The sequence below is a fragment of the Pseudomonas sp. MAG733B genome, from assembly GCF_036884845.1.
Classification (GTDB): domain Bacteria; phylum Pseudomonadota; class Gammaproteobacteria; order Pseudomonadales; family Pseudomonadaceae; genus Aquipseudomonas.
This window is the reverse complement of the sequence record NZ_CP145732.1, coordinates 1852698-1877727: the sequence shown is the minus strand read 5'-3', so window position 1 is coordinate 1877727 and position 25030 is coordinate 1852698. Positions and strand designations below refer to the sequence as shown.

General features: G+C 58.7%; 28 protein-coding genes. 3 read left to right on the top strand and 25 right to left on the bottom strand.

Features of this window, described 5'->3' with window-relative positions:
- Window positions 1-68 precede the first annotated feature (68 nt).
- The 13 genes from V6Z53_RS08445 to V6Z53_RS08385 all read right to left on the bottom strand — a co-directional run bounded on the left by V6Z53_RS08445 (window position 69) and on the right by V6Z53_RS08385 (window position 9520).
- Complete coding sequence (locus V6Z53_RS08445) at window positions 69-653, bottom strand: phage tail assembly protein (RefSeq protein WP_338585065.1); 585 nt, start codon at window positions 651-653, stop codon at window positions 69-71.
- A 164-nt stretch (window positions 654-817) separates the two neighbouring features.
- Complete coding sequence (locus V6Z53_RS08440; RefSeq protein ID WP_338585064.1) at window positions 818-1324, bottom strand: phage major tail tube protein; 507 nt, start codon at window positions 1322-1324, stop codon at window positions 818-820.
- Window positions 1324-2490, bottom strand: a complete 1167-nt coding sequence (locus tag V6Z53_RS08435) for a phage tail protein (RefSeq protein ID WP_338585063.1) — start codon at window positions 2488-2490, stop codon at window positions 1324-1326. The genes V6Z53_RS08440 and V6Z53_RS08435 overlap by 1 nt, the downstream gene beginning before the upstream one ends.
- Before the next feature lie 2 nt (window positions 2491-2492).
- Window positions 2493-2702 carry a hypothetical protein gene (locus V6Z53_RS08430; protein WP_338585062.1) on the bottom strand — a complete coding sequence of 70 codons (210 nt, stop codon included), beginning with the start codon at window positions 2700-2702 and terminating at the stop codon, window positions 2493-2495.
- Window positions 2703-2801: 99 nt separating this feature from the next.
- On the bottom strand, window positions 2802-3227 hold the full coding sequence (locus tag V6Z53_RS08425; protein WP_338585061.1) for a phage tail assembly chaperone: 426 nt from the start codon (window positions 3225-3227) through the stop codon (window positions 2802-2804).
- An 8-nt stretch (window positions 3228-3235) separates the two neighbouring features.
- Window positions 3236-4792, bottom strand: coding sequence for a phage tail protein (locus V6Z53_RS08420; protein WP_338585060.1), 1557 nt, complete (start codon window positions 4790-4792; stop codon window positions 3236-3238).
- Window positions 4793-5428 (bottom strand): phage tail protein I, encoded by a 636-nt coding sequence (locus tag V6Z53_RS08415; protein WP_338585059.1) that lies wholly within the window; start codon window positions 5426-5428, stop codon window positions 4793-4795.
- Complete coding sequence (locus V6Z53_RS08410; RefSeq protein WP_338585058.1) at window positions 5425-6420, bottom strand: baseplate J/gp47 family protein; 996 nt, start codon at window positions 6418-6420, stop codon at window positions 5425-5427. Before V6Z53_RS08410 ends, V6Z53_RS08415 begins: the two co-directional genes overlap by 4 nt.
- Window positions 6417-6749, bottom strand: a complete 333-nt coding sequence (locus V6Z53_RS08405; protein ID WP_338585057.1) for a phage baseplate protein — start codon at window positions 6747-6749, stop codon at window positions 6417-6419. Before V6Z53_RS08405 ends, V6Z53_RS08410 begins: the two co-directional genes overlap by 4 nt.
- 11 nt (window positions 6750-6760) lie before the next feature.
- Window positions 6761-7372, bottom strand: coding sequence for a phage baseplate assembly protein V (locus V6Z53_RS08400; RefSeq protein WP_338585056.1), 612 nt, complete (start codon window positions 7370-7372; stop codon window positions 6761-6763).
- Window positions 7373-7375: 3 nt separating this feature from the next.
- Entirely contained in the window at window positions 7376-7900 is a 525-nt protein-coding gene (locus tag V6Z53_RS08395) for a hypothetical protein (protein ID WP_338585055.1), read from the bottom strand.
- A 29-nt stretch (window positions 7901-7929) separates the two neighbouring features.
- Complete coding sequence (locus tag V6Z53_RS08390; RefSeq protein WP_338586468.1) at window positions 7930-8280, bottom strand: phage holin family protein; 351 nt, start codon at window positions 8278-8280, stop codon at window positions 7930-7932.
- Between the two features lie 505 nt (window positions 8281-8785).
- Window positions 8786-9520: a S24 family peptidase gene (locus V6Z53_RS08385; RefSeq protein WP_338586467.1), complete on the bottom strand. Its 735-nt coding sequence runs from the start codon at window positions 9518-9520 to the stop codon at window positions 8786-8788.
- A gap of 211 nt (window positions 9521-9731) precedes the next feature.
- On the opposite strand from V6Z53_RS08385, the gene mutS reads away from it, so the two are divergent.
- Together mutS and fdxA are read left to right on the top strand one after the other, a co-directional pair.
- Window positions 9732-12299 carry a DNA mismatch repair protein MutS gene (gene mutS / locus V6Z53_RS08380; RefSeq protein WP_338586466.1) on the top strand — a complete coding sequence of 856 codons (2568 nt, stop codon included), beginning with the start codon at window positions 9732-9734 and terminating at the stop codon, window positions 12297-12299.
- A 141-nt stretch (window positions 12300-12440) separates the two neighbouring features.
- Entirely contained in the window at window positions 12441-12782 is a 342-nt protein-coding gene (fdxA, locus tag V6Z53_RS08375) for a ferredoxin FdxA (RefSeq protein ID WP_338585054.1), read from the top strand.
- A 486-nt stretch (window positions 12783-13268) separates the two neighbouring features.
- Here the strand turns inward: fdxA and rpoS are convergent, their stop codons facing one another.
- From rpoS to V6Z53_RS08335, 8 genes are all read right to left on the bottom strand, one after another.
- Window positions 13269-14276 carry an RNA polymerase sigma factor RpoS gene (gene rpoS / locus V6Z53_RS08370; RefSeq protein ID WP_059407844.1) on the bottom strand — a complete coding sequence of 336 codons (1008 nt, stop codon included), beginning with the start codon at window positions 14274-14276 and terminating at the stop codon, window positions 13269-13271.
- Window positions 14277-14380: 104 nt separating this feature from the next.
- Window positions 14381-15238 carry a peptidoglycan DD-metalloendopeptidase family protein gene (locus V6Z53_RS08365; protein WP_338585053.1) on the bottom strand — a complete coding sequence of 286 codons (858 nt, stop codon included), beginning with the start codon at window positions 15236-15238 and terminating at the stop codon, window positions 14381-14383.
- A 211-nt stretch (window positions 15239-15449) separates the two neighbouring features.
- Complete coding sequence (locus V6Z53_RS08360) at window positions 15450-16085, bottom strand: protein-L-isoaspartate(D-aspartate) O-methyltransferase (protein WP_338586465.1); 636 nt, start codon at window positions 16083-16085, stop codon at window positions 15450-15452.
- 41 nt (window positions 16086-16126) lie between these two features.
- The gene (surE, locus tag V6Z53_RS08355; RefSeq protein ID WP_338585052.1) at window positions 16127-16876 is read right to left on the bottom strand and encodes a 5'/3'-nucleotidase SurE; all 750 of its coding nucleotides are present in this window, start codon (window positions 16874-16876) and stop codon (window positions 16127-16129) included.
- Window positions 16864-17922, bottom strand: a complete 1059-nt coding sequence (truD, locus tag V6Z53_RS08350; protein ID WP_338585051.1) for a tRNA pseudouridine(13) synthase TruD — start codon at window positions 17920-17922, stop codon at window positions 16864-16866. The genes surE and truD overlap by 13 nt, the downstream gene beginning before the upstream one ends.
- On the bottom strand, window positions 17919-18392 hold the full coding sequence (gene ispF / locus V6Z53_RS08345; protein WP_034149878.1) for a 2-C-methyl-D-erythritol 2,4-cyclodiphosphate synthase: 474 nt from the start codon (window positions 18390-18392) through the stop codon (window positions 17919-17921). Before ispF ends, truD begins: the two co-directional genes overlap by 4 nt.
- A 41-nt stretch (window positions 18393-18433) precedes the next feature.
- A complete protein-coding gene (fghA, locus tag V6Z53_RS08340; protein ID WP_338585050.1) occupies window positions 18434-19282 on the bottom strand; it encodes an S-formylglutathione hydrolase in 849 nt (282 codons plus the stop codon).
- An 88-nt stretch (window positions 19283-19370) separates the two neighbouring features.
- Complete coding sequence (locus tag V6Z53_RS08335) at window positions 19371-20483, bottom strand: S-(hydroxymethyl)glutathione dehydrogenase/class III alcohol dehydrogenase (RefSeq protein WP_008054058.1); 1113 nt, start codon at window positions 20481-20483, stop codon at window positions 19371-19373.
- A 107-nt stretch (window positions 20484-20590) separates the two neighbouring features.
- Between V6Z53_RS08335 and V6Z53_RS08330 the strand changes: the two genes are divergently transcribed.
- A complete protein-coding gene (locus V6Z53_RS08330) occupies window positions 20591-21487 on the top strand; it encodes a LysR substrate-binding domain-containing protein (RefSeq protein ID WP_338585049.1) in 897 nt (298 codons plus the stop codon).
- A gap of 96 nt (window positions 21488-21583) precedes the next feature.
- On the opposite strand, the gene ispD is transcribed toward V6Z53_RS08330, so the two are convergent.
- From ispD to kdsA, 4 genes are all read right to left on the bottom strand, one after another.
- Window positions 21584-22291 (bottom strand): 2-C-methyl-D-erythritol 4-phosphate cytidylyltransferase, encoded by a 708-nt coding sequence (gene ispD / locus V6Z53_RS08325; protein WP_338585048.1) that lies wholly within the window; start codon window positions 22289-22291, stop codon window positions 21584-21586.
- Complete coding sequence (gene ftsB, locus V6Z53_RS08320; protein WP_338585047.1) at window positions 22288-22566, bottom strand: cell division protein FtsB; 279 nt, start codon at window positions 22564-22566, stop codon at window positions 22288-22290. The genes ispD and ftsB overlap by 4 nt, the downstream gene beginning before the upstream one ends.
- 172 nt (window positions 22567-22738) lie before the next feature.
- Window positions 22739-24028, bottom strand: coding sequence for a phosphopyruvate hydratase (eno, locus tag V6Z53_RS08315; protein ID WP_338585046.1), 1290 nt, complete (start codon window positions 24026-24028; stop codon window positions 22739-22741).
- A gap of 156 nt (window positions 24029-24184) precedes the next feature.
- A complete protein-coding gene (gene kdsA / locus V6Z53_RS08310) occupies window positions 24185-25030 on the bottom strand; it encodes a 3-deoxy-8-phosphooctulonate synthase (protein WP_084322286.1) in 846 nt (281 codons plus the stop codon).

Below are 25030 nucleotides of genomic sequence, written 5' to 3'. Positions count from 1 at the left end.
CTTTTCGGCGTCCCACTCCAGAATTTCCGCCTCACTTACCGGGTAAATGAGCGGTACCACATCGAGGATCACTTCGATGTCGCGCTCCGAAAGAAGGCCGCCGGTTGGTTTAAAAAATCGTCTATGCGCACCTGCAATTGCGTCCAGTCGGGCACGGTCAACAGGGCCAGGTCGGGCAGCATCAGCCCCGTGCAATGGGCGGTGATGAATTCGGCGCGTTCCTTGGCGGTCTTGAGTTTTTTCATCGCTTTGGTGGCTCGCAGCACCGGCATTTCCAGGGTCAGCGCAGTCTGGGTGCGACCCGCCGCAGTGAGCGGTTGCAGCAGCGTCACTTCATCGGGATCGGTCGACGATGCGTCACCCATGTTCTCTTGCTGAAGAAAGTGCGAAGTCGGCAGAGTCGACATCTCATGCACGTAATGGGCGATGCTCACGTAGTCCGGGCGCTTGAGCTGGTCGAGTTCCTTGACCGACAAACCGGTGGCCAACAGCGCCAGTTCGAAGAACTGATCGTCTTCATCATCGCCGGCGCGGGCCAGGGCTTCTTTCTGTGCGGCGTAGTACAAAGGCTTGAGCTGGATCTGCTCGATTTGCGTGCCGTCATCGCCAGTAATCGGCGACAACAGGTCGTGTGTGGGAGGTGTCCAGGACATGTCGAAAATTCCTTTGATGCGTGTAGGGATGTCGCGTAGGGCCACAATCCTTGTGGGAGCCAGCCTGCTGGCGATTAAGGTGTGTCAGGCGATGTCAGTGTCGACTGGCACGCCCTCATCGCGAGCAGGCTCGCTCCTACAAGTTATGTGTATGTGCCCGTGGGTTAAGGCAACAACACCGCACGACGGGCGTCGCCAAGAATGTCGACGCCGTTGAGCACGAACTTCTGGGTGCGCACGTCGATGTCGATCACCGGAATGCCGTTTTCCAGACGGTTGTAGGTGCGGCAGGACAGCTCGAACGTGGTGACCGGCTTGTCCTTCATGTTCAACACCGATTGCGCCAGGGATTTCAGCTTGCCGCCAACGGTGTGGTAGGTGAACCAGGTATTGCCGTCCTGGTCCTGCCCCGCCTCGCGCACGTTCAGCAGGATGTCGTCACCCAGATTTACGCCCAGGGCGAGCATGATTTCCGCACCCACACCTTGTAGCTTGAGCGTAGCGCCGAGCACTTTGCCGCTCTTGGCCATCTCTTCGGCGATAAAGCGCCCGCCGGTCATTGGTTCCATTTCGAATTCGATTTTCGGCGGGGTGAAATCCTCCACCGTCGCCGACAACGGCAGGCCTTGCAGGGTGGCCGCGATGGCCTGTCTTACGCGGTTGGTAAACATTAGAGAACGTCCTCCAGGAACTGCTCGATGATTTCATCGCGGGCATTGAGTTGATAAACCATGTGTTCGTTCGGCGCGTAGCGGCCGTAGTCGATGACCACGTACCAGGTGCCATTCTTGTACTTCTCGACGCTGTTCAATTCCGGGTGCAGGTACACGCTGCCGCCGGGGATGGTTTCGTCGGCGACCAGGGTTTGCAGCCAGTCATTGATGCGCTTGACCTCCTGGTCCATGAACGACTTGGTGAGGTTCTTGGCCATGGCTTTCTGGCCGGCCTTGACCAGCTTGCGGCTGATCGCGTCTTCAAGACCCACATAGCTGATGAACTTGCCGGTGATCGAACGGTTGCCCAGCAGCGAGAAGCCACCGAGGATGGTGCGGGCGTAGTAGCTGATGCCGTAGCGGTTCAGCAGATCGCCTTCGGTGGAGGTGTCGAGGATGTTGTATTCGACCACTCGCGAAACATCTTCGGCGAAGGTCACCTGGTTGCCTGGGCTCTCCCACTGCTTGACCTTGGCCAGGGCCGCGATGGCCAGGCTCGACGGCGACAGGAACACGTTTTTCTTCGCAGCCTTGGAGTACACCGACGGCATGTTGTGCACCAGCAGGCAACGGTCGAAACCCAGCTCCGCGCCGCCCAGTTCCTGGCTGTAGGTCACCTGGTCGGCGACTGCGGCGTCCTTGCCGTCGAGCACCACACGGGCCTTGATGCGTTTGCCGAAGGAGGCAAACTCGCCGGCCACGGCTTTAGTGCCGGTAAAGCCCGGCGCGCCGATGATGGTCAGGTCCTCAGGCACACCGCTCAATGCCGCGAGGCCGAGCTTGCGACCGGTCAGCGGATCGATGCCACCGATGACGTTGTTCAGCGTGTCAGCCGGGGTCGCGCCCTCTTCGACGATGACTACGTAGACCGGCACCTTGACCACTTTCAGGATCTGGAAGACAGCGTGATACAGCGTGCCTTCTTCGGTGCCGGTCGGATCGAGCAGCGCCTGGGTGGTGAAGCTGTTGATGCGGAATGGCGCATTGCGTGGAATCAACGGGTCGGCCTTCGGCGCGGTGCCGATCAGACCGATGACGTTGTCACCCAGGCCACCCATGGCCTCGGGGGATTCAGTGGCATTGACGGTGATGCCGTTGTGCTCGAAATTCAAAACCTCAGCCATGGTTATTCAGCCTTCTTGGCAGCGGCTTTTTTCGCCGCGATGGATGGAGAGGCCGACTCGGCAGCCTCGGTTTTCTTCAGCTCCAGGCGACCGGCACTGCGCAACGCACTGGCCTCCACATCGAGCAATTGCAGTTGCTGGCCGATGCTCGACCAGTGCCCCCCACCGGTAGGGAATGGGACGAGCACGGTGTAGGTTTGGCGTTCTGCCATTTGCGTTTCTCCATAAACGAAAAAGCCCCTCAAGGTAGGGGCTGTTGGGGTTGCGTGTAGGTTTGGCGGAAAAGAAAACGCCCCGGCGGTGCGGGGCGTTTATTGTTCTTGCTCTAATAGCCAGGAGGGGGCTGTCGGACGGAGGTCCATTTGCGGGAACCCTCCCCCTTGCGGCCAATCACGCAGTTGTTGGCGATACGTCTGCAATGCACGGTATCGCTCGGCTGTGAGCGTGGTCGCAATGCCTTCTTCCAATTCATCACGGTGCCGGGTCACAACGCCGTCAGTTGCAGTGAGTTGGGCGTCACGCCAAGCCCGCTCGGCTTCGGTCAAATGTTCGACCGACACCGGCGGGCGGTCCATCAGGGAGGGTGGCTCAGTACTAAAGTTGATCATCTGTTGCGTTGTCTGCCCACCCAGCAGGTATTGGTGTAGCTCAGCGGAAATTTCAATCGCATCTGCGGGTACTTGGCCATAGTCCGACTCGTGAAACTGGCTCGTGGTCTTGCTGGAATAAATCACCATGTTTCTCCTTAAACGCCAAACGCAAGGACGCGTACCGACGATGGGCTGGCAGTGTAATTGGACTGCAAAAGAACCTGGCCAAGCCCATTGGACATGCCCGCTACAAAGGGCTGACCCGTGCTGTCATAAATGGCGCTCTCGGTCATGCTGACATTGCATCCCAAAAACTGACTCGAAAAGGCAATGGGCAGGTTGAAAGCCACTGCCTTGTAGGGCCCAGCAAAACTCGCGGTAAACCATTGCATGATCAAGCCGGACGGTAGCCGTTGATAACCTGACGGTGCCAACAGCGCTCCGAATGGACGTGTTCTCCCCACCACCCCAGGCCCCGTCAGCAACCAAAGCCCGGTGCCGATATACAGGCAATCAACATAGGTGTCGGGTGGAATTGAGCGAGTCACAGTGGTCCACGAACCGTCGATATTTTCCTGCATTTTGTCTGCGCCCTGAATGGCGAGTGCGAGGGAAGTTACTCCCCAGTTTTGCACACGAACGGTCGCGCCAGGCGGAATAGAATTAGCAGTTGAGTCGGGCAAGGAATAGGAATTGGCAGTTGCTCCGGAGCAGTGCACTACGCCTCCGACATGTCCCACAATACCGATCAGCGGGCCTGAAAACGAACTGAACGTCGAGAATTGGTGACCACGACCTGCGACTGCCGCCCCGTTCATCAATTTAAGACTCGTATCAAAGCGCGGTACAGTCGGAGCCGTTGGAGTTCCCGTAAATACAGGTGAAGCCAACGGTGCATAACCATAGGTGACGTTTTGAAAAACCAAAGCCGTAGTGCCGATTACGATCAAGCCATCGGTCACTAATTGCCACCGTGTGTCTGCCTGGGTTGTTCCCTGCTCAACGGAAACCTGCAAAGCCGAAGTCACTTCAGCATTGATGTCAGCATCCTCTGTCCGCGACCACGCACCATTGGTAGCGACATACAAACCATTGTCCTTGGCCTGCGTCTGGTTTTTGACCAGAACTCGATCACCCGCCACAACGGCTACACCATCGATAGTTTGAGCCGCGCTCAGAATGATGTTTGCCGTGGTAGCAACTCGCACCGATTGTTTCGCGTCGAGTTTGCTCAACTCCGCCGCGACATAGTCAGTTACCCACGCCCGAGTCGCCTTCACCACTGTGTCATCAATCAACAACGTCACCAGCGACGCATTACTGGTCTCGAAAATCGAGCGAATGTAGAACTCCTTCCCTGAGCCGGAAGTCGCCAGCACCGGTTTGAACGACTCCGGGTATTTGACGATGGCGTACAGGATGCCGGTGTCAGTCCAGAGGCCGGCTTCACGCACATACCAGCCGCCCTCCTCTGGCGGGATGGTCACTTCGGCCAGCAGCCAACTCGGGTTCTTCTCATCCTGGAACAGGGCGTTGAGCGGCCCGCGCCAGACTTCGCGCTTGAGCGCGGTGGCAGTGGCCGCCGGGTTGTAGACCGTGCCGCCGCCGTCACCCACGGAAATCTGCGACAGCTTGATTGGAACGCCCGCTGCCTTGCAGGCGGTTTCGTAGGCAATCCCTGCATTGGTGAGCAGGGTGTAATAGTCAGCCATTCAGGCCCCCTGAGGATAAATAGTAGATGTTTCGACGCTGTAGAGTCCGGCGGCCATGAAGGCCTGGCCTGACGCTTCCAGTCCTTCAATGACAACGGGATAAACCGTGGTCAGCTCGCCGCACACGGTTGCCGCGCCGATGACGTGACTGCCGAAAGCGCTCAAGCCGACCGAGACCGACAAGGTGTCGCGTTCGCTTTTAGCGTCGGCCAGGCGTCGATCGAGACGTGCATCGATTTCTTCGCTGTAGGGCTGCTCGGTGAACGCCCTGACGGAAAAACTGTAAGGCGCGCCTGCGGGTGTCTGCTCATACCAGGCCCGGACCTCAGGCATCAGGCGCAACCCCTTGGCCGCGTTTTCCAGTGCCTGACGAGTACCAGCCCCGCGTGCAGTGGGCCAGGCGAGTTCAACGGTCAAACGCTTTTCCGTTTCGGCCGCTTCGGAACTCCACTCCCTGACACCACGGTCCGCCGCGAGATAAGGCAGAAACGCCAAAGGCGTCGCAGCTGGATTCATCAATTCGGGAAACGGCGGCGCAATGCGGTCAAGCAAGGTGCCGAATCCGACATCGAGAGCTCTTTCCAGCGCGGAGCTGTTGGCGGGCAACAGACTCGGACGAGAGTTCTGATCACTCATAGCGTGAGCACCTCCACCTCGACATCGGTGCAGTAAGGCGCCTCGAACGCCGTCGCTACAATTGGCGCCAGAGGTTCGAGAATCTCCAGTTGAACCGCTCCAGCGCTGTGCAACGTGTAGTCGATCCAGCTCGGGTCGACCCGCCCTTCCAAGCGATGACAGCTATCGGCATAGTCTTGCAACTGCTGTTGTGCGGCGACCTTCGTCAATCCCGAATCCGGGCCGGCGTTGATCCTGGCGACAACCCGGATCTTGTAGGACTTGATGTGAGCACTCTGCACCGTGACCCGATCCGTTTCCGGTCGTACATCGGGTCGCTCGAAGTGTTGACGCACTCGGTCGAGCAACGCCCCGGAGGCTTCGCCATCACCCTCCCGCGACAGTACTGTGACCATCACTTCGCCAGGCGCCGTGCGCCGTCCGTTGCCATCCTTGACCTGTGCGGCATAGCCATCGGGATCGAAGGAATACGTGACCGTCACCTCGCCCGCCGCAGCGGATTCCACGTTCACTACCGGACGTTCGCCTAGAGTGAACACCTCGCGGCGATACTGCATGCGCGATCCGGCAGCCGGAGCGTGGGGCGCCAGGTAGTAGCGCAATCGTGCGTCGTCGTCACTTTCGTAGACCGGCGCAACGGGCGGGAACGCCGCCGGATCGCCGGGATCGAGCAACTGTCGCTCCAGCCCCATGTCGGCCAAACGCGCGTCAAGATTGCTGCCGGTCGCCCACCACGCCAGCATCTGCTTGATGCGGGCGTTGTATTTGCGTTCGTGCAATTGCAGGCGCACACAAAAGGCTTCGAGGGCCAAGGTCAGCAGTTCACTTTCGTTTTCCAGGCTGACCTTGAGTTTTGCTGCGCTCTGCGGTGCACGGGCACCGACGTACTCGACGACAAAGGTTTTGAATTCGGCCAGCAGATCCTCGAATGCGTCGACCGTAACGATTGCCGGCTCGGCCAACTGATTCTGACCCGGTATCAACATGCTCATGTCACCACCTCGAACGTCTGATTACGGTTTTGCCAGGTGCCGGCGAAGCGCAGGAGCAATCCGGCGCCGTGTCGGCTGGCGACGATGACTTGCGGCAGAAAGTCGCCGATGCCGTTCTGGCTGTTGTAGAACGCTTGTGCGGCATGGCTCTGGGCGAGGATCAGCAAGTCGTCGCCAAGGTTCTGCCCCAACAGGTCCGGAATGGCAGAGCCATACAACGGACGCTTCTGGCGTGTGCCCAAAGACGTGGTCAGCGCCTGGGTCGCGCGCTGCACAAACTGCGGCCAGTCGTCGACCGTCGCGCCGGTGTTTCTATCGATTCCAATCATTGGAAATACTCTTAAGCGGTGCTGATCACGCGGCCCTGGTGATCCACCAGCGGGCCGCTCAGGTGCACACCGGATGCGTCGAGTCGCAAGCCGACCGCGCCCAGTTGCAGTTCAATGGCTTCGGGATTCATTACCAGTCGCGCCGGGCCGATGCTCAACTCAAGCGTTTCGCGATTACCGTTGAAGGCCGCCGGCCCGTTGATCCAGTGCAGCGCATGACTGGCGTCGTCGTAGCCGCTTTCCGTACCGTCCCCATAGAAGCGACGCGTCAGCGAAGCCTGGGTCGAGGCTAGGGGAAACTGATTGCCGTTAAGTCCGAACAACGCAACGGATTGAGCGCTGCTTTCCCCTGCGCCATGGTTCAACAACAAGCATTGCTCACCCACAGAGGGAATTCGTGACTCGCTTTGCGCCCCGGCGCTGGGGTTGAAAAAACGGATGGCGGGTGTCAGCAATTCACCGTGTCGGACACGGCAGGTGTTGCCGGCTGCATTGACCTCCTGGCAAACGCCAATGCGACAGACACTGTCAGTGCGTCGGTGCAGGTCTTCGAGCTCGGCATCCATCTCGGCCAGGCGCTCAATGATCGGACCAAGCTGCAGGCGTAAAAGCTCATCGAACATGGCTCAGCCCTCGAGTTCTGTGTATTGGTCCGGGTCGTCGATATTCGAGACTTCCCAAGTACGGGCGAATTTGGGGATACCCAGCGGGTCGTCCAGCAATTGCGCGCCGAGGAACAACGTCTGGGTGAAGGACAGGGTCCACGCGCAGACCTCCTGTGTGCCGCCGATCAACACCGAAGGGATGGCGTCCAGATTTGTCGGCAGATCACATTGCTCGCCCGGCAATCCCCATCGGTTATCCGTGACCAGATCCTTGAGCGCACTGGTCAGGTCGCAAGCAGCAAGCCTCGGGCTCCCGGATGCGGGAGGCATCACGACTTGCAATGAAACCGTCAACACATGAGCGATACGCCCATCACTGGCACGGGAGTCTGCTGCATCACGCTCGATGGACATCAACACCCAGGGCTGATCGCCGACATCGGTGAAATCTTCACGACTGCCGACGTTGATACCGAGGCCTGAATTGCGTAGTGCTGTAACAATCGCAGTAAAAAGCTGCGAAGGTTTTTCGATGACTGAGGGCATAAAAACTTCCTGTTCATGCGTCGAAGGGTTCACGGTGGGTCGGAGCGAGAATCACGGGGCGGCACTTCACACACCCCGATCCGTTTGGCCGCCCAGCGCTCATATAGCCCGATGGCTACATCCGCCCCGGCCATCGCCGTCAGGCAACCAAAGGCGCCCGCGGCCCAGATCGACACGCCGGCGGCGTACAGCAGCAGGATGGCCGAGACCCCGCAGACCATGCAGGCGCCGGAGCGCAAGGCCAGCCGCCGCAGTAGTGACCAGCCGCGGGCGCCGTCCTTGTCGGCGCGCCACATTTCGCCGGACACCCCGCCCACCAGGGCGAGGACGATGACGAGCCAGATCGGCATGTCCAGCAACGCTTGTTGCTCGTTTGTCATTTCACGCCTCCCGGGTGATTGATGAGTGATAGATGTTGGGTTCAATCGCTGTCTCTTGTGCGCCTGACATCAGGTAGGCATTCCAAAAAGCCCGACTCGCGTCGGGCTTTTCAGTAATGCGGTCCTTCGCGTCGACCTTTCGGCGCTACTGGCGCGGTACGGGTCCATTCAAAATGTTTTTCCGACCGCGGTCCCTGCCCGCCGGATAACTGCTTCTGGTGCTTTACGCTGCACACCCGGGTCAGTTGCCAACCCTCTGAACCGTTGAGGCCGGTTCATCGCTGCCTTTTTTGGTGGAACTAAAGAGCTTCGTTTCGAGCCGCTTTGTTGAGCGGCTTGAGACAAAGAATATGCATGGATGCATATACAGTCAATGCATAAATGCATTTATTTATGCGCATCAAATGCACAAATGCATGGAAGACCCATAGACAAAGGCGCTGGCGGCTTTTGGCAGACGAAAAAAAACCCGCTCGATGGCGGGTTTTATCTGACAGCGGTGAGGTTAACGGGCGTACATGCCCCACCAGAAGACGTGACCGAGGATGACAATTTGCTCCTCCTGCATTTCCTGGAAGCTGTAGTCCTCATCCGGATGTTCATCGCGGTTGAAGCTGCGCAGACGAATCCCGGTCGGCAGGCGATAAAGCTGTTTTACCCGCAACTGGCCGTTATGGTTGATTGCATAAAGGTCGCCATCAATGATGTCGCCAATCCCGCATTTGGCGGCATTGACCCCGACCGTGGCACCGTCGCGCAGCACCGGCAACATGCTGTTGCCACGCACGGTCACGCATTTGGCCTGGTCGAACTGCACACCGTTATGGCGCAAGCTGCGCTTGCCAAAGCGCAGGCTAGAGCGCTCGCTCTCTTCGATGACGAATCTTCCTGATCCCGCAGCCAATTCAACCTCACGAAGAAAGGGCACCGACACCTCGTCGTCATCGACGGGGGTATCGTCGTCCCACAGACTTATGTCCTTGAGTTCCGAATGCAGTTCTTCGCGCGCGCCAATGCCAGCTGGCGTGACTTCCGCGCGGCCGCGCAATTGGTCGGTGCTCACGGCGAAGTACTCGGCGATCTTCGAAATGTGTTTATCCGAAGGATCGACGATCTTCCCGCTGAGAATCCGCGAGAGTGTGGATTGAGGCACGCCGGTGCGACGGTGAAGCTCCGTGGGGGAGATCCCGTGCTGATCGAGCAGCGCTCTTAAGACGGTAGAAACATTGCGTTTTTGCATAACGCGCATATTGCTTGTTCTTTTCGCGGGAGGCAAATGCAGAATTGCATTAAAGGCGCATAACCCGGCAGAAACCAACCGCGTGGCGTTCGTGCCTGCGTCCGACAGACCGCCCATGTTAATCTTGCGCTCATTGCGGAAAAGCCGGGCCGATGACCCACTTTTGCCCCACACCTTTCGACGAGTTTTCCGATCCCCGATGAATAAAGCCCTGTCCGACCTGTCCTCCCACACCCCAATGATGCAGCAATACTGGCGCCTGAAGAATCAGCACCCCGACCAGTTGATGTTCTACCGCATGGGTGACTTCTACGAGATCTTCTACGAAGACGCGAAGAAGGCCGCTAAGTTGCTGGACATCACACTGACCGCTCGCGGGCAGTCGGCCGGGCAGGCGATTCCGATGTGCGGGATTCCTTACCACGCCGCCGAAGGTTACCTGGCGAAACTGGTGAAGCTCGGCGAGTCGGTGGTGATCTGCGAACAGGTCGGCGACCCGGCCACCAGCAAAGGGCCGGTGGATCGTCAGGTGGTACGGATCATTACGCCGGGGACGGTGAGTGACGAGGCGCTGCTGGATGAACGTCGCGACAACCTGATCGCTGCCGTGCTGGGTGATGAACGCCTGTTCGGCCTGGCCGTGCTGGATATCACCAGTGGCAACTTCAGCGTGTTGGAAATCAAGGGCTGGGAAAACCTGCTGGCGGAACTGGAGCGGGTCAATCCGGTGGAGCTGTTGATCCCGGATGACTGGCCGAAAGATCTGCCCGCAGAAAAGCGTCGTGGGGTTCGTCGCCGTGCGCCGTGGGATTTCGAGCGTGATTCGGCACTGAAAAGCCTTTGCCAGCAATTTTCCACCCAAGACCTCAAGGGTTTCGGTTGCGAGAACCTGACGCTCGCCATCGGCGCCGCCGGTTGCCTGTTGGCCTATGCCAAAGAAACCCAACGCACCGCCCTGCCGCACTTGCGCAGCCTGCGCCATGAGCGCCTGGACGACACCGTGGTGCTGGACGGCGCAAGCCGTCGCAACCTGGAGCTGGACACCAACCTCTCCGGCGGTCGTGACAACACGTTGCAATCGGTGGTCGACCGTTGCCAGACCGCCATGGGCAGCCGTCTGCTGACCCGTTGGCTGAACCGTCCGCTGCGCGATCTGACCGTTTTGCTGGCACGCCAGACGTCGATCACTTGCCTGCTCGACGCGTACCGTTTCGAGAAGCTGCAACCGCAGCTCAAGGAAATTGGTGACATCGAGCGGATTCTCGCGCGAATCGGCCTGCGCAATGCCCGCCCGCGTGACCTCGCACGTCTGCGTGATGCCCTCGGCGCACTGCCAGCGCTGCAAGTGGCGATGACTGAACTGGAAGCCCCGCACCTGCAACAACTGGCGACGACCACCAGCACCTACCCGGAACTGGCGGCGCTGCTGGAAAAAGCCATCATCGACAACCCGCCGGCGGTGATCCGCGACGGTGGCGTGTTGAAGACCGGCTACGACAGCGAACTCGATGAACTGCAATCGTTGAGCGAGAACGCCGGGCAATTCCTGATCGACCTCGAAGCCCGCGAAAAGGCCCGTACCGGCCTGTCGCACCTGAAGGTCGGCTATAACCGCATCCACGGTTACTTCATCGAACTGCCGAGCAAGCAAGCTGAATCGGCGCCGGCCGATTACATCCGTCGCCAAACGCTCAAAGGCGCCGAACGTTTCATCACGCCGGAACTAAAGGCCTTCGAAGACAAGGCGCTGTCGGCCAGGAGCCGTGCGCTGGCTCGTGAGAAAATGCTCTATGAAGCCTTGCTTGAAGACCTGATCTCGCAATTGCCGCCGTTGCAGGACACCGCCGGCGCTCTCGCTGAGCTGGACGTTTTGAGCAACCTGGCCGAGCGTGCACTGAACCTCGACCTGAACTGCCCGCGCTTCGTCAGCGAGCCGTGCATGCGCATTACCCAGGGTCGTCACCCAGTGGTCGAACAGGTTTTGACCACGCCGTTCGTGGCCAACGACCTGAGCCTCGACGACAACACGCGCATGCTGGTGATCACCGGTCCGAACATGGGCGGTAAATCCACCTACATGCGCCAGACCGCTTTGATCGTGCTGCTGGCGCACATCGGCAGCTTCGTGCCGGCGGCCAGTTGTGAGTTGTCGCTGGTCGACCGCATCTTCACCCGAATCGGTTCCAGCGATGACCTGGCCGGCGGGCGTTCGACCTTCATGGTCGAAATGAGCGAAACCGCGAACATCCTGCACAACGCCACCGAACGCAGCCTCGTGCTGATGGACGAAGTTGGCCGCGGCACCAGTACTTTCGACGGCTTGTCCCTGGCTTGGGCGGCGGCGGAACGACTGGCGCACCTGCGCGCCTACACGCTGTTCGCCACCCACTACTTTGAGCTGACGGTCCTGCCGGAAGCCCAGCCGCTGGTGGCCAACGTGCACCTCAACGCCACCGAGCACAACGAGCGCATCGTGTTCCTGCACCACGTGCTGCCGGGGCCTGCCAGCCAGAGCTACGGCCTGGCGGTGGCGCAGTTGGCCGGTGTGCCAAGCGAAGTGATCGTGCGCGCACGCGAGCATTTGAGCCGCCTGGAAGACACCGCCCTGCCCCATGAAGTGCCCAAGCCAGTCAAAGGCAAACCGGCCGCGCCGCAGCAAAGCGATATGTTCGCCAGCCTGCCGCATCCGGTGCTGGATGAACTGGCCAAGCTCGACCTGGACGACATGACGCCGCGTCGTGCACTCGAAATGCTCTATACACTAAAGACACGGATCTAACGCATAGCCTTGCAAGCTGTTAGAATCTCGCGCGGTTTGGGATGCTGCTGGCTTTAGCCTGGCCTGCAGACTATCGCTCCCGAACCATGCGACCCCCACGTGAAGGGGCGCAGCAAGCCGCGCCTGAGGAGAAAATTAGAAATGACCTTCGTCGTCACCGACAACTGCATCAAGTGCAAGTACACCGACTGCGTAGAAGTCTGTCCGGTGGACTGCTTTTACGAAGGCCCGAATTTCCTGGTGATTCACCCGGATGAGTGCATCGACTGCGCACTGTGCGAACCTGAATGCCCTGCTGTGGCCATCTTCTCCGAAGATGAAATCCCTGCCGGCATGGAAAACTTCATTCAGCTGAACGTTGAGCTGGCTGAAATCTGGCCGAACATCACCGAGAAGAAAGATTCGTTGCCTGATGCCGAAGAGTTCGATCGCGTCATCAACAAATCTATAGGTAGCAGCAAGCTGGAACACCTCGAACGCTGATTACCCCCGCGTTCCCGAAAAAGGCCCCACAAGGGCCTTTTTGCTTTTCTGCGGGCGAAAAAAAGGGGCGGTTTGACCCGCCCACATTTTTTCCTTATTCCCTGTGTTCCTTTTCATCGTCCTGATGAATCGCGTCCTGCGATTTCCGTTCCCCTCATCCTTGAAGGGCGTGCCTGTCCGTCGACACAACCCAGATACTAAAGCGATCCCGGATCAGAGCAACCGCTCTCAAGTACCGTGGCACGCTGTCACACGCCGTTAATCTTTATAAATACCGTTATTTTTCAATGGCATGTCTCAATTCAAAAGAAAGCCCTGCCGACTACCACAGTGTAAAAATAACGAACACTTACGAAACAGTAAGCAAAGGCTTACAACGCAAGACTACAAACCTGCGCTGATTGCACAGTCGTGCGACCGACTTCGTTCGGGCAACAAAAAGCCCCGAACCAGTCGGGGCTTTTTGTTACCTGTTACACGAGTCGGTTACTGAAACAGCGACTCGCTCGACAGGCCGTTTTTCTCCAGGATCTCCCGAAGACGCTTCAGGCCTTCAACCTGAATCTGTCTGACCCGTTCCCGGGTCAGGCCAATTTCCAGGCCTACGTCTTCAAGGGTACTGCTCTCGTGACCGCGCAGGCCGAAGCGGCGTACAACCACTTCGCGCTGCTTGTCGGTCAGCTCCGAGAGCCATTGATCGATGCTCTGGGACAGGTCGTCATCCTGCAACAGTTCGCATGGATCGGTTGGGCGATCGTCGGTAAGGGTGTCCAGCAGGGTTTTATCCGAATCCGGACCCAGCGAGACGTCGACCGAAGAAACCCGCTCGTTCAGGCCCAGCATGCGCTTGACCTCTCCCACCGGTTTTTCCAGCAGGTTGGCGATTTCTTCGGGTGAGGGTTCATGGTCGAGTTTTTGCGTCAGCTCCCGTGCAGCCCGCAGGTACACGTTAAGCTCTTTGACCACATGGATCGGCAACCGGATCGTCCGGGTCTGATTCATGATCGCGCGCTCGATGGTCTGACGAATCCACCAGGTTGCGTAGGTCGAAAAGCGGAAGCCGCGCTCAGGGTCGAACTTCTCCACCGCCCGGATCAAGCCGAGGTTGCCCTCTTCGATCAGATCGAGCAGCGACAAGCCACGATTGACGTAACGCCGGGCGATTTTCACCACCAGCCGAAGGTTACTTTCAATCATGCGTTTGCGCCCGGCCGGATCGCCACTTTGCGAAAGTCGCGCAAAATGAACTTCTTCTTCGGGGGACAACAGAGGGGAAAAGCCGATTTCATTGAGGTACAGCTGCGTGGCATCAAGTGCCCGCGTGTAGTCAATGTACTTGTGTTGCTTCAACGACGCGGAGTGTTTGGATTTGGCACGAACGGAAGGTGGAGCCGCCCCTTCATCATTCGACATCGAATCCGTACCGATGCCGGTCTCCATCAGGAGAACCTCATCGTCGATGTCAAACTCCGGCACTTCTTTACTGAGAGCCATTGTTATAGTCCTTTGGTGAGTTCGACCTCAAGCTCAAGCGGCGCCTTTATCCTTGGCAACGCTGGAGCCTGTCCCCTCTACGTGACGGAACAGGCTGGAAGCGATCAACGACGCGGCAGGAATTGCAGTGGATCTACAGGTTTACCTTGGCGGCGAATCTCAAAATGCAGTTTCACCCGGTCTGTACCCGTTGACCCCATTTCGGCAATTGTCTGTCCGACCTTGACCTGCTGCCCCTCCCGAACCAACAGCCTGCGGTTATGTCCGTAGGCACTGACGTAGGTTTCGCTGTGTTTGATGATGACTAATTCGCCGTAGCCCCTTAAGCCACTCCCGGCGTATACCACCGTCCCATCAGACGCAGCTAAAACAGGCTGTCCCAAATCTCCGGCGATATCAATTCCTTTATTCAAACTACCGTTTGAAGAGAATTTTCCAATCAAAATGCCATTAGATGGCCATCCCCAGCCGGTCGGGGCCGGGCCCGGAGGAGGCAATGGAGCGGGTGCCGGCTTGTTGGCGACGGACGGTACAACCACCGCCGTGGTGGGAGTGCCACCGTCGACCGGACGACGAATGACCGTGGTTTTACTCGAGGAGGAAGGTGTTGAATTCGAGGAACTGACCACAGTTGTCGGCGTTGAACCGGTGCGGCCATCGAAGCGAATCGTCTGACCCGGATGGATCGTGTAAGGCGCCGGGATGTTGTTGCGTGCAGCCAGGGCCTTGTAGTCCCAGCCGTAGCGGAAAGCGATCGAGAACAAAGTGTCTTTCGGTCGAACGACGTACTGCCCCGTCGTCACTGCCGGACGCTGGGCGGCGGCATTGTTGCGGTCGACGACGCGCACGTCGCTGGATTTGTTGCTGGAACAACCGACCAGCAAGGTGCTCATGACAAGGCCAGTCACCAGGCGCTGAAAGCTCGTTTTACCCATACGCTGCGCTATGACTGTGAGACTCACCCGCCGCTCCCTTTGTGGTGGCTGAAAATGTGATTTGCCGTGTTCCGGCACGAAATGTCGCAAGTATAACGGGCCGTGCAAGCTTTACCCTTAATGAAGCGAAATGGCATCGCGCACACGTTTGCTGTCTGACAAAACAACCCGTTTAACCAATCGACGCCGCTGTAAGACAAAGGCCATCGAAGAGAATTCAGCACGCTGAAATAAATGCTCAGGCCAGTGGCCCGTTGAGCAATGGAACGAAGCGAACGTTCCCCAGAACCCGTCTGGAAAAACCCTGTTCTTCTCGAATGATCAGCAGCAATTGTTGCACCTCACCGGAGCCGACCGGGATCACCAGACGCCCCCCGGGCGCCAATTGATCGAGCAAGGCCTGAGGCACATCGGTGGCCACAGCAGTCACGATGATGCCGTTGTACGGTGCCAACGCCGGCCACCCTTCCCAGCCATCGCCCCAGCGGAAAACCACGTTGCGCAGGTTCAACTCGATCAGGCGTTCCTTGGCCCGGTCTTGCAGCACCTTGATGCGCTCCACGGAAAACACCCGCTCGACCAGTTGCGACAACACCGCCGTCTGATAACCCGAACCCGTGCCGATTTCCATGACCTTGTCCAGCGGACCGGCTTCCAGCAGCAACTCGCTCATGCGAGCGACCATATAAGGCTGGGAGATGGTCTGGTTATGGCCAATCGGCAGCGCGGTATCCTCGTAGGCCCGGTGCGCCAGTGCCTCGTCGACGAACAGGTGGCGCGGTGTACGACGGATGACTTCCAGCACCTTGGCGTTGGAGACTCCTTCCTCGTACAGACGCTGAATCAACCGCTCGCGGGTCCGCTGCGAGGTCATGCCGATGCCGCGATGCAGCATATCGTCTTGTCCACGAGTCATCAGCGCAGCCCCTCCAGCCAGCCATCAAGACTTCTGAAGGCATCGTTGAAGGTGCGATCCAGTTGCAATGGAGTGATCGAAACATAGCCCTGCATGACCGCATGGAAATCGGTGCCTGGCCCGCCGTCTTCGGCGTCCCCTGCTGCGGCGATCCAGTAGCCTGCCTTGCCCCGCGGGTCGACCACTTTGATCGGCGCTGCGGCGCGCGCGCGATGCCCGAGGCGAGTCAACTGAATGCCGCGGATGTGTTCCAGCGGCAAGTTGGGAATGTTCACGTTCAGTACCGTGCGCGGTGGCAAGTCGAGATCAGCATGGGCCTCGACCAGTTTCCGCGCAAAGTACGCCGCTGTAGGAAGGTTCTCGACTTGTCGTGAGACCAACGAAAAGGCGAACGCAGGACGCTCGAGGAAACGCCCTTCTAAAGCTGCCGCCACCGTGCCGGAATACAGCACATCGTCCCCCAGGTTGGCGCCCAGGTTGATCCCGGAAACCACCATGTCCGCTTCGCGCTCCAGCAAGCCGTTAAGGCCCAGGTGCACGCAATCGGTGGGAGTGCCGTTGACGCTGATAAAGCCGTTGCCCAGCGTCTGCGGGTGCAACGGACGGTCGAGCGTCAGCGAACTGCTGGCGCCGCTTTTGTCCTGGTCCGGGGCGATAACCACGCATTCGGTGTAATCCGCCAGCGCAGCATAAAGCGCGGCGAGACCGGGTGCGGTTACCCCATCGTCGTTAGAAATCAGAATACGCATGGGCTGTCCGTCTGCCCCACCGGCACCAGATCAACGAGCTCGCGCACCAATACGGTGGCGAAGCATCCGGCCGGAAGGACGAATTCCAGTTGCAGAATGTCAGGCTCGGGATAATGCCACGTCAACCCACCAATGGGCAGCCGCAGGATGCGACGTTCGTGGCTCATACCGGCGTTGATCAACCAATCGCGAAGGTCTGCTTCGCGCGCGGCAATCGCCTGCTCCAGTTCATGGACAGCGCCCGTGGCCGGCGAGTCACCTTCGCCCCACTGCGGGCCGGTCGGATGCAGATCGAGAATCGCCAGACGCGGGTCGCTGCACTCGGCCTCTCCGGCCGGAAAGAAGCTGCGGCTATCAGTGAACGCCAGCAGGTCACCGACCTGGGCGCGCTGCCAGGTGCCGTCGGCGACACGCGCGGCCAACACCTGATTGAACAGAAAACTGCGGGCGGTCGAGAGCAGACGCGAACGCACGTTACGCTGCTCCGGCAAGGCCTTGCGCGCAGCCCAGGCACGGGCGTCGACCACGTTACCGCCGTCATGCCCGAAGCGCTGGGCGCCGAAATAGTTGGGGATGCCGTGTTTGACGATCAGTTGCAGGCGCTCTTCGATGGCAGCCTTGTAACCGGCGAACTGAGTCAGGCGCAAAGTGAAACCGTTGGCCGAGTGCGCACCGCGTTGCAACTTGCGCTTGTGTCGGCTGGTCTTGAGGATTTTCAGCGTGTCGTTTTCTGCCGCGGACAAATCCGGGTCGGCCTTGCCCGGCAGTTGCACGCTGAACCACTGGCGCGTCAGCGCCTGACGGTCCTTGAGCCCGGCATAGCTGACGGTGCGCAGCGGCACGCCAGCAGCTTTAGCGATCCGCCGTGCCGCCTCTTCAGTATTCAGGCCGCGCTTCTCCACCCAGATCCACAGGTGTTCGCCGTCGCCGCTCAGGGGAATATCAAGGACTTCATCGACCTGGAAATCTTCCGCGATCGCCTTCAGTACCGCTGTGCCGAGGGCTTCGCCATAGGCACGCGGGCCGAGTAGTTGCAGTTCGTTCATGCGCGCAGCAACAAGGCAACGGAATGCACGGCAATGCCTTCTTCGCGACCGACAAAGCCAAGCTTTTCGGTGGTGGTAGCTTTTACGTTCACTTGATCCAACTCAACTTGAAGATCCGCGGCAATCAGCGCACGCATCGATTCGATATGCGGTGCCATTTTCGGCGCCTGGGCAACGATGGTGTTATCGACGTTGCCGACCTTCCAGCCTTTGGCGTGGATCAGTGCGACGACATGACGCAACAGCGCACGGCTGTCGGCGCCTTTGAATTGCGGGTCGGTATCCGGGAAATGCTTGCCGATGTCACCCAGCGCAGCAGCGCCGAGCAAGGCATCGCTCAAGGCGTGCAGCAGGACGTCACCGTCGGAATGAGCGAGCAGCCCGAAGCTGTGTGCGATCCGCACGCCGCCCAGAGTAATGAAATCGCCTTCAGCGAAACGGTGCACATCATAGCCGTGGCCAATACGCATAAAAAAACGCCCCGATTTTTGTCAGGGCGTGATTCTACCTGCTATTGAGTGCCTAGAGCATGCGCGTGATGTTGCAAGTGATCTTCGATGAAACTGGCAATGAAGAAATAGCTGTGGTCGTAGCCGGGTTGCAGGCGCAACGTCAGCGGATGACCGGCCAGTTTGGTCGCCTGTTGCAAAGCTTCAGGCTTGAGCTGGGTGGAGAGGAAGTCGTCCCGGTCGCCTTGATCAACCAGCAGCGGCAGTTTTTCGTCCGCCTCGGCAATCAACGCACAGGCGTCCCACTCGCGCCATTTCGAACGGTCTTCGCCCAGGTACCGAGAGAACGCCTTCTGTCCCCACGGGCAATCCATCGGATTGTTGATTGGCGAGAACGCCGACACCGACAGATAACGCCCCGGATTGCGCAACGCACAGACCAGCGCACCGTGACCACCCATGGAGTGACCGCTGATGCCGCGCTTGTCCGACGCCGGGAAATGGGCTTCGACCAGTGCCGGTAATTCCTGCACGACGTAGTCATGCATCCGATAGTGCCGCGACCAGGGTTCTTGCGTGGCATTCAAATAGAAGCCGGCACCGAGACCGAAGTCCCAGGCACCGTCCGGATCACCCGGCACATCGGCGCCACGCGGACTGGTGTCCGGTGCGACGATGATCAGCCCCAGCTCGGCGGCCATGCGCATGGCGCCGGCCTTCTGCATGAAGTTCTCGTCGGTGCAGGTCAGGCCGGACAGCCAATACAACACCGGCAGCTTGCCGCCCTGCTCCGCTTGCGGTGGCAGGTACACGGCAAACACCATGTCGCAGCCGAGTACTTCCGAACGATGGCGATAACGTTTGTGCCAGCCGCCAAAACTTTTCTGGCAGGAGATGTTTTCCAGGCTCATTGCAAACTCCTTACTGAAAACCAAAACCTCAAGCGCCAGGCCAATACGGTCTGCTTGCCGCTTGAAGCTTGTGGCTTGCAGCTGCTTCTCAGAAATGGATGACAGAGCGGATGCTTTTTCCTTCATGCATCAGGTCGAATGCCTTGTTGATGTCTTCCAGGCCCATGGTGTGGGTGATGAAAGTGTCCAACGGGATTTCGCCGGTTTCGGCCATTTCCACATAGCTTGGCAACTCGGTACGGCCACGAACACCACCAAACGCCGAACCGCGCCAGACGCGACCGGTGACCAACTGGAATGGACGAGTAGAGATTTCCTGGCCGGCACCGGCGACACCGATGATGACCGATTCGCCCCAACCCTTGTGGCAGCACTCAAGGGCGGCGCGCATCAATTGCACGTTGCCAATGCACTCGAACGAGAAATCGACGCCGCCATCGGTCATGTCGACGATGACTTCCTGGATCGGACGATCGAAGTCTTTCGGGTTCACACAATCGGTTGCACCCAGCTGTTTGGCGATCTCGAATTTCGCCGGGTTGATGTCGATCGCGATGATACGGGCAGCCTTGGCTTTGACCGCGCCGATGACCGCCGACAGACCGATGCCGCCAAGGCCGAAAATGGCCACGGTATCACCTGGTTTCACCTTGGCAGTGTTGAGCACTGCGCCGATCCCGGTGGTGACACCGCAACCCAGCAGGCAGACTTTTTCCAGTGGCGCTTCTTTAGCGATCTTGGCGACGGAGATTTCCGGCAGCACGGTGTACTCGGAGAATGTGGACGTCCCCATGTAGTGGAAAATCGGCTGCCCCTTGTAGGAAAAGCGCGAAGTACCGTCAGGCATCAGGCCTTTGCCCTGGGTCGCACGAATGGCTTGGCAGAGGTTGGTTTTGCCCGACAGACAGAATTTGCACTGACGGCATTCCGGGGTGTACAGCGGAATGACATGATCGCCGACGGCGACGGAAGTTACGCCCTCGCCGATCGCTTCAACGATTGCCCCACCTTCATGACCGAGGATCGACGGGAAGATGCCTTCCGGGTCAGCGCCCGACAGTGTGTAGGCATCGGTATGGCAGACACCGGAAGCCACCACGCGCAGCAACACTTCACCGGCCTTGGGCATGGCGACATCGACTTCAACGATCTCCAGAGGTTTCTTGGCCTCGAAGGCAACGGCGGCGCGTGACTTGATCATGGTGATGCTCCAGTGAATAAAAACGAGACAGGGAGTGTAATACATGGCCTTACGATGAATAATCTGGGCAAATGCAAAATATTATTGCTGCACAGGGATAATCATCGATGTCTGAAAATCGCTGGGAAGGGATCGACGAATTCGTCGCTGTCGCCGAATGCAGCCAATTCACTGCTGCCGCGGAACGTCTTGGGGTTTCTTCTTCCCATGTCAGTCGACAAATCGTACGCCTTGAAGAGCGATTGCAAACCCGTTTGCTCTATCGCAGCACCCGCCGGGTCACGCTGACCGAGGCTGGGCAAACGTTTCTGCAACATTGCCAACGCTTGCAGGATGGGCGCGAAGAAGCACTACGAGCGGTGGGCGATTTGACCAGTGAACCCAAAGGCATGTTGCGCATGACTTGCGCAGTGGCTTACGGCGAACGCTTCATCGTGCCGCTAGTGACGCGTTTCATGGGGCTCTATCCACAACTGCGGATAGACATTGAGCTGAGCAACCGCCAACTCGACCTGGTGCACGAAGGCCTCGATCTGGCGATCCGCCTCGGGCGTCTGCAAGACTCACGGTTAGTCGCGACCCGCCTCGCTCCGCGACGCATGTTTCTCTGTGCGTCACCTTCCTACGTTGAACGGTATGGTCGGCCACACAGTTTGTCGGAACTGAGCCGTCACAATTGCCTCATCGGCAGCTCGGATCTATGGCAACTGGAACAGAACGGGCGGGAGTTTTCGCAACGCGTGCAGGGAAACTGGCGCTGCAACAGTGGGCAAGCCGTATTGGACGCCGCGTTACAGGGAGTCGGGTTGTGTCAGTTGCCGGACTATTACGTGCTCGAACATCTGAAAAGCGGTGCCTTGATTTCGCTACTGGAAGCGCATCAACCGCCGAACACAGCGGTTTGGGCGCTGTATCCGCAGCAACGGCATCTGTCGCCGAAGGTGCGAAAGCTAGTGGATTACTTGAAGGAAGGATTGGCCGAACGGCCGGAGTACAGGATTTAAGATCAAAAGATCGCAGCCTTCGGCAGCTCCTACGGGATTGGGGTATGACATTCATTTGCGGATCCCCCTGTAGGAGCCGCCGCAGGCTGCGATCTTTTAGCGACGGTTAGCCCAACGCTGTCTCAACCACTCCAGATCTTCAGGCCGGGTTACCTTGAGATTATCCGCTCGCCCTTCGATCAGGCGCGGCGATAAACCAGACCACTCCATGGCCGACGCCTCGTCGGTAATAACAGCGTCAGCGACCAGGCTGTCGGCCAACGCCCGGTGCAACGCGCCAAGGCGAAACATCTGCGGCGTGTACGCCTGCCAGATCACACTGCGGTCCACGGTCTCGACAACTCGACCGTGTTTATCGACGCGTTTGAGGGTATCCCGCGCGGGAACCGCCAGCAGCCCGCCGACAGGATCGTCAGCCAGTTCGGCCAGCAGTTTGTCCAGATCATCACGACTGAGATTCGGTCGTGCTGCATCGTGAACCAACACCCAATCCTCATCATCGGCGCCGTGAGCATGCAAATGCAGCAAGGCATTGAGCACCGACCCGGAACGCTCCGAGCCGCCCTCGACCCGCGTAATGCGCGCATCGCCGGCACAGGCCAGGTTCGGCCAATAAGGATCATCAACAGCAAGACTGACCACCAGCCCCTTCAGGGAAGGATGATCAAGGAAACAGCCGAGGCTGTGTTCGAGAATAGTGCGACCACCCAGTTGCAAGTATTGCTTGGGACGGTCCGCGGCCATACGGGCACCGACGCCCGCGGCAGGAATCACGGCCCAGAAGGCGGGTAACGTCTGGCTCATTGCGCCAACTGGTAAAGGGTTTCACCGTCCTTGACCATGCCCAACTCATGGCGAGCTCGCTCTTCAACGGTCTCCATGCCCTTTTTCAACTCGCTGACTTCAGCGTCCATCACCCGATTGCGCTCAAGCAACACTTGGTTCTCAGCTTCTTGATCCGCGATCTGTTGCTTCAGCTCGGCCACTTGCGCCAGACTGCCATTACCCACCCACAGGCGGTATTGCAGGCCAGCCAGCAGCAGGAGCAGGACGAGGAACAACCAATTGGGACTGCGCATCGAATATCAGGTATCCAGTGAAAAAAGACAGCCATACCAAAACATGAAGCTACTGATAGCACGAAGCCTGGAAGAACCAGGCTTGTGCTGATAAGGCATCAGATTAGTGGCAAAAACGTCGCTGTAGCGATTTTTCCGACACAATCCGCTGACTTTTTTACCTTGTACTCAATTAACCGCGGAATTCGCTGCGGCCGTTGTACTTGGCTTTACCGTTCAACTGCTCTTCGATACGCAGCAGTTGGTTGTACTTGGAGACGCGATCGGAACGGCACAGGGAACCGGTCTTGATCTGGCCGGCCGAAGTGCCCACAGCCAGGTCGGCAATGGTCGAATCTTCGGTTTCGCCCGAGCGGTGCGAGATCACGGCGGTGTAACCGGCAGCCTTGGCCATCTGGATGGCTTCCAGGGTTTCGGTCAGGGTGCCGATCTGGTTGAACTTGATCAGGATCGAGTTGGCGATCTTTTTGTCGATGCCTTCTTTCAGGATCTTGGTGTTGGTCACGAACAGGTCGTCGCCTACCAGTTGGACTTTCTCGCCGATCTTGTCGGTGAGGATCTTCCAGCCAGCCCAGTCGGACTCGTCCAGGCCATCTTCGATAGAGATGATCGGGTAACGCTCGGTCAGGCCTTTCAGGTAATCAGCGAAACCTTCAGCGGTGAACACCTGGCCTTCGCCGGACAGGTTGTACTTGCCGTCTTCGTAGAATTCGCTGGCCGCGCAGTCCAGAGCCAGGGTCACGTCGGTGCCGAGTTTGTAGCCAGCGTTGGCCACGGCTTCGGAGATCACTTTCAGTGCGTCTTCGTTGGACGCCAGGTTCGGCGCGAAACCACCTTCGTCACCGACGGCGGTGCTCAGGCCACGGGCCTTCAGCACAGCTTTGAGGTGGTGGAAAATTTCGGTGCCCATGCGCAGGCCTTCCGAGAAAGACTTGGCGCCAACCGGCTGAACCATGAATTCCTGGATATCGACGTTGTTGTCGGCGTGCTCGCCACCGTTGATGATGTTCATCATCGGAACCGGCATCGAGTAAACACCCGGAGTGCCGTTCAGGTTGGCGATGTGAGCGTACAGCGGCAGGTCCTGGTCCTGTGCTGCTGCCTTGGCCGCGGCCAGGGAAACGGCGAGGATCGCGTTGGCGCCCAGGGAGCCTTTGTTTTCAGTACCGTCGAGCTTGATCATCGCCAGATCGAGGGCTTTCTGGTCGCTTGGGTCCATACCTTTCAACAGGTCGCGGATCGGACCGTTGATGTTGCCTACGGCTTTGAGTACGCCCTTGCCCAGGTAACGGCTCTTGTCGCCATCACGCAGCTCGAGCGCTTCACGCGAGCCAGTGGAAGCACCGGACGGCGCGCAAGCGCTGCCGATGATGCCGTTATCGAGAAGCACATCCGCTTCCACGGTGGGGTTGCCACGGGAGTCGAGAACTTCACGACCTTTGATGTCGACGATTTTAGCCATTGTTGTAAACACTCCAAAGTTGACGAAAACGACGCAGCTGTAGGAAATCTTCAATCGTCGGCAAGCGAGGTGCAGCGGGCAGTCTTGCAGACGACAAGGCTCAGGCCCGAGGGCCTGAGCGTTAAATCGTGCGGTACTTTACCGGAGAAATGAGGATTACGCGGTTTCTACCGTCGGAAAACTCTTCACCAGTTCGTCCAAAGCTTTGAGCTGGGCCAGGAATGGCTCCAGTTTGTCCAGACGCAAGGCACAAGGGCCGTCGCATTTGGCGTTGTCCGGGTCCGGGTGGGCTTCCAGGAACAGGCCGGCCAGAGATTGGCTCATGCCGGCTTTCGCCAGATCGAGAACCTGGGCACGACGGCCGCCCGCGGAGTCGGAACGACCGCCAGGCATTTGCAGCGCGTGGGTTACGTCGAAGAACACCGGGTATTCGAACTGCTTCATGATGCCGAAGCCGAGCATGTCGACGACCAGGTTGTTGTAGCCGAAGCTCGAACCGCGTTCGCAGAGGATCAACTGATCGTTACCCGCTTCCACGCACTTGTTCAGGATGTGTTTCATTTCCTGAGGCGCGAGGAACTGGGCTTTCTTGATGTTGATCACGGCACCGGTCTTGGCCATCGCGACCACGAGGTCGGTCTGGCGCGACAGGAAGGCCGGCAACTGGATAATGTCGCAGACTTCAGCGACGACCGCGGCCTGCTCAGGCTCGTGAACGTCGGTGATGATCGGCACGCCGAAAGCTTGCTTGATGTCCTGGAAAATCCGCATGCCCTCTTCCAGGCCGGGGCCACGGTAAGAGGTCACGGAGGAACGGTTGGCCTTGTCGAAGCTGGCCTTGAACACGTAAGGGATACCCAGTTTCTCGGTAACCTTTACGTACTCTTCGCAGACCTGCATCGCCATGTCGCGGCTTTCCAGCACGTTCATGCCACCAAAAAGCACCATTGGCTTGTCGTTGGCAATCTCGATATCGCCTACGCGGATGATCTTCTGCGCCAT

Bases quoted from the DNA above. Each gene is read 5' to 3' on its own strand.
- surE (WP_338585052.1), bottom strand. From the start codon at position 16,876: ATGCGTATTCTGATTTCTAACGACGATGGGGTAACCGCACCCGGTCTC.
- V6Z53_RS08415 (WP_338585059.1), bottom strand. From the start codon at position 5,428: ATGAGTGATCAGAACTCTCGTCCGAGTCTGTTGCCCGCCAACAGCTCC.
- V6Z53_RS08440 (WP_338585064.1), bottom strand. From the start codon at position 1,324: ATGTTTACCAACCGCGTAAGACAGGCCATCGCGGCCACCCTGCAAGGC.
- ispD (WP_338585048.1), bottom strand. From the start codon at position 22,291: ATGAGCCAGACGTTACCCGCCTTCTGGGCCGTGATTCCTGCCGCGGGC.
- V6Z53_RS08330 (WP_338585049.1), top strand. From the start codon at position 20,591: ATGTCTGAAAATCGCTGGGAAGGGATCGACGAATTCGTCGCTGTCGCC.
- eno (WP_338585046.1), bottom strand. From the start codon at position 24,028: ATGGCTAAAATCGTCGACATCAAAGGTCGTGAAGTTCTCGACTCCCGT.
- V6Z53_RS08410 (WP_338585058.1), bottom strand. From the start codon at position 6,420: ATGAGCATGTTGATACCGGGTCAGAATCAGTTGGCCGAGCCGGCAATC.
- fghA (WP_338585050.1), bottom strand. From the start codon at position 19,282: ATGAGCCTGGAAAACATCTCCTGCCAGAAAAGTTTTGGCGGCTGGCAC.
- ispF (WP_034149878.1), bottom strand. From the start codon at position 18,392: ATGCGTATTGGCCACGGCTATGATGTGCACCGTTTCGCTGAAGGCGAT.
- truD (WP_338585051.1), bottom strand. From the start codon at position 17,922: ATGAACGAACTGCAACTACTCGGCCCGCGTGCCTATGGCGAAGCCCTC.
- V6Z53_RS08430 (WP_338585062.1), bottom strand. From the start codon at position 2,702: ATGGCAGAACGCCAAACCTACACCGTGCTCGTCCCATTCCCTACCGGT.
- rpoS (WP_059407844.1), bottom strand. From the start codon at position 14,276: ATGGCTCTCAGTAAAGAAGTGCCGGAGTTTGACATCGACGATGAGGTT.
- V6Z53_RS08395 (WP_338585055.1), bottom strand. From the start codon at position 7,900: ATGCCCTCAGTCATCGAAAAACCTTCGCAGCTTTTTACTGCGATTGTT.
- V6Z53_RS08390 (WP_338586468.1), bottom strand. From the start codon at position 8,280: ATGACAAACGAGCAACAAGCGTTGCTGGACATGCCGATCTGGCTCGTC.
- kdsA (WP_084322286.1), bottom strand. From the start codon at position 25,030: ATGGCGCAGAAGATCATCCGCGTAGGCGATATCGAGATTGCCAACGAC.
- V6Z53_RS08445 (WP_338585065.1), bottom strand. From the start codon at position 653: ATGTCCTGGACACCTCCCACACACGACCTGTTGTCGCCGATTACTGGC.
- V6Z53_RS08435 (WP_338585063.1), bottom strand. From the start codon at position 2,490: ATGGCTGAGGTTTTGAATTTCGAGCACAACGGCATCACCGTCAATGCC.
- fdxA (WP_338585054.1), top strand. From the start codon at position 12,441: ATGACCTTCGTCGTCACCGACAACTGCATCAAGTGCAAGTACACCGAC.
- V6Z53_RS08425 (WP_338585061.1), bottom strand. From the start codon at position 3,227: ATGGTGATTTATTCCAGCAAGACCACGAGCCAGTTTCACGAGTCGGAC.
- V6Z53_RS08385 (WP_338586467.1), bottom strand. From the start codon at position 9,520: ATGCAAAAACGCAATGTTTCTACCGTCTTAAGAGCGCTGCTCGATCAG.
- V6Z53_RS08420 (WP_338585060.1), bottom strand. From the start codon at position 4,792: ATGGCTGACTATTACACCCTGCTCACCAATGCAGGGATTGCCTACGAA.
- V6Z53_RS08335 (WP_008054058.1), bottom strand. From the start codon at position 20,483: ATGATCAAGTCACGCGCCGCCGTTGCCTTCGAGGCCAAGAAACCTCTG.
- ftsB (WP_338585047.1), bottom strand. From the start codon at position 22,566: ATGCGCAGTCCCAATTGGTTGTTCCTCGTCCTGCTCCTGCTGCTGGCT.
- V6Z53_RS08405 (WP_338585057.1), bottom strand. From the start codon at position 6,749: ATGATTGGAATCGATAGAAACACCGGCGCGACGGTCGACGACTGGCCG.
- V6Z53_RS08360 (WP_338586465.1), bottom strand. From the start codon at position 16,085: ATGACCTCGCAGCGGACCCGCGAGCGGTTGATTCAGCGTCTGTACGAG.
- V6Z53_RS08400 (WP_338585056.1), bottom strand. From the start codon at position 7,372: ATGTTCGATGAGCTTTTACGCCTGCAGCTTGGTCCGATCATTGAGCGC.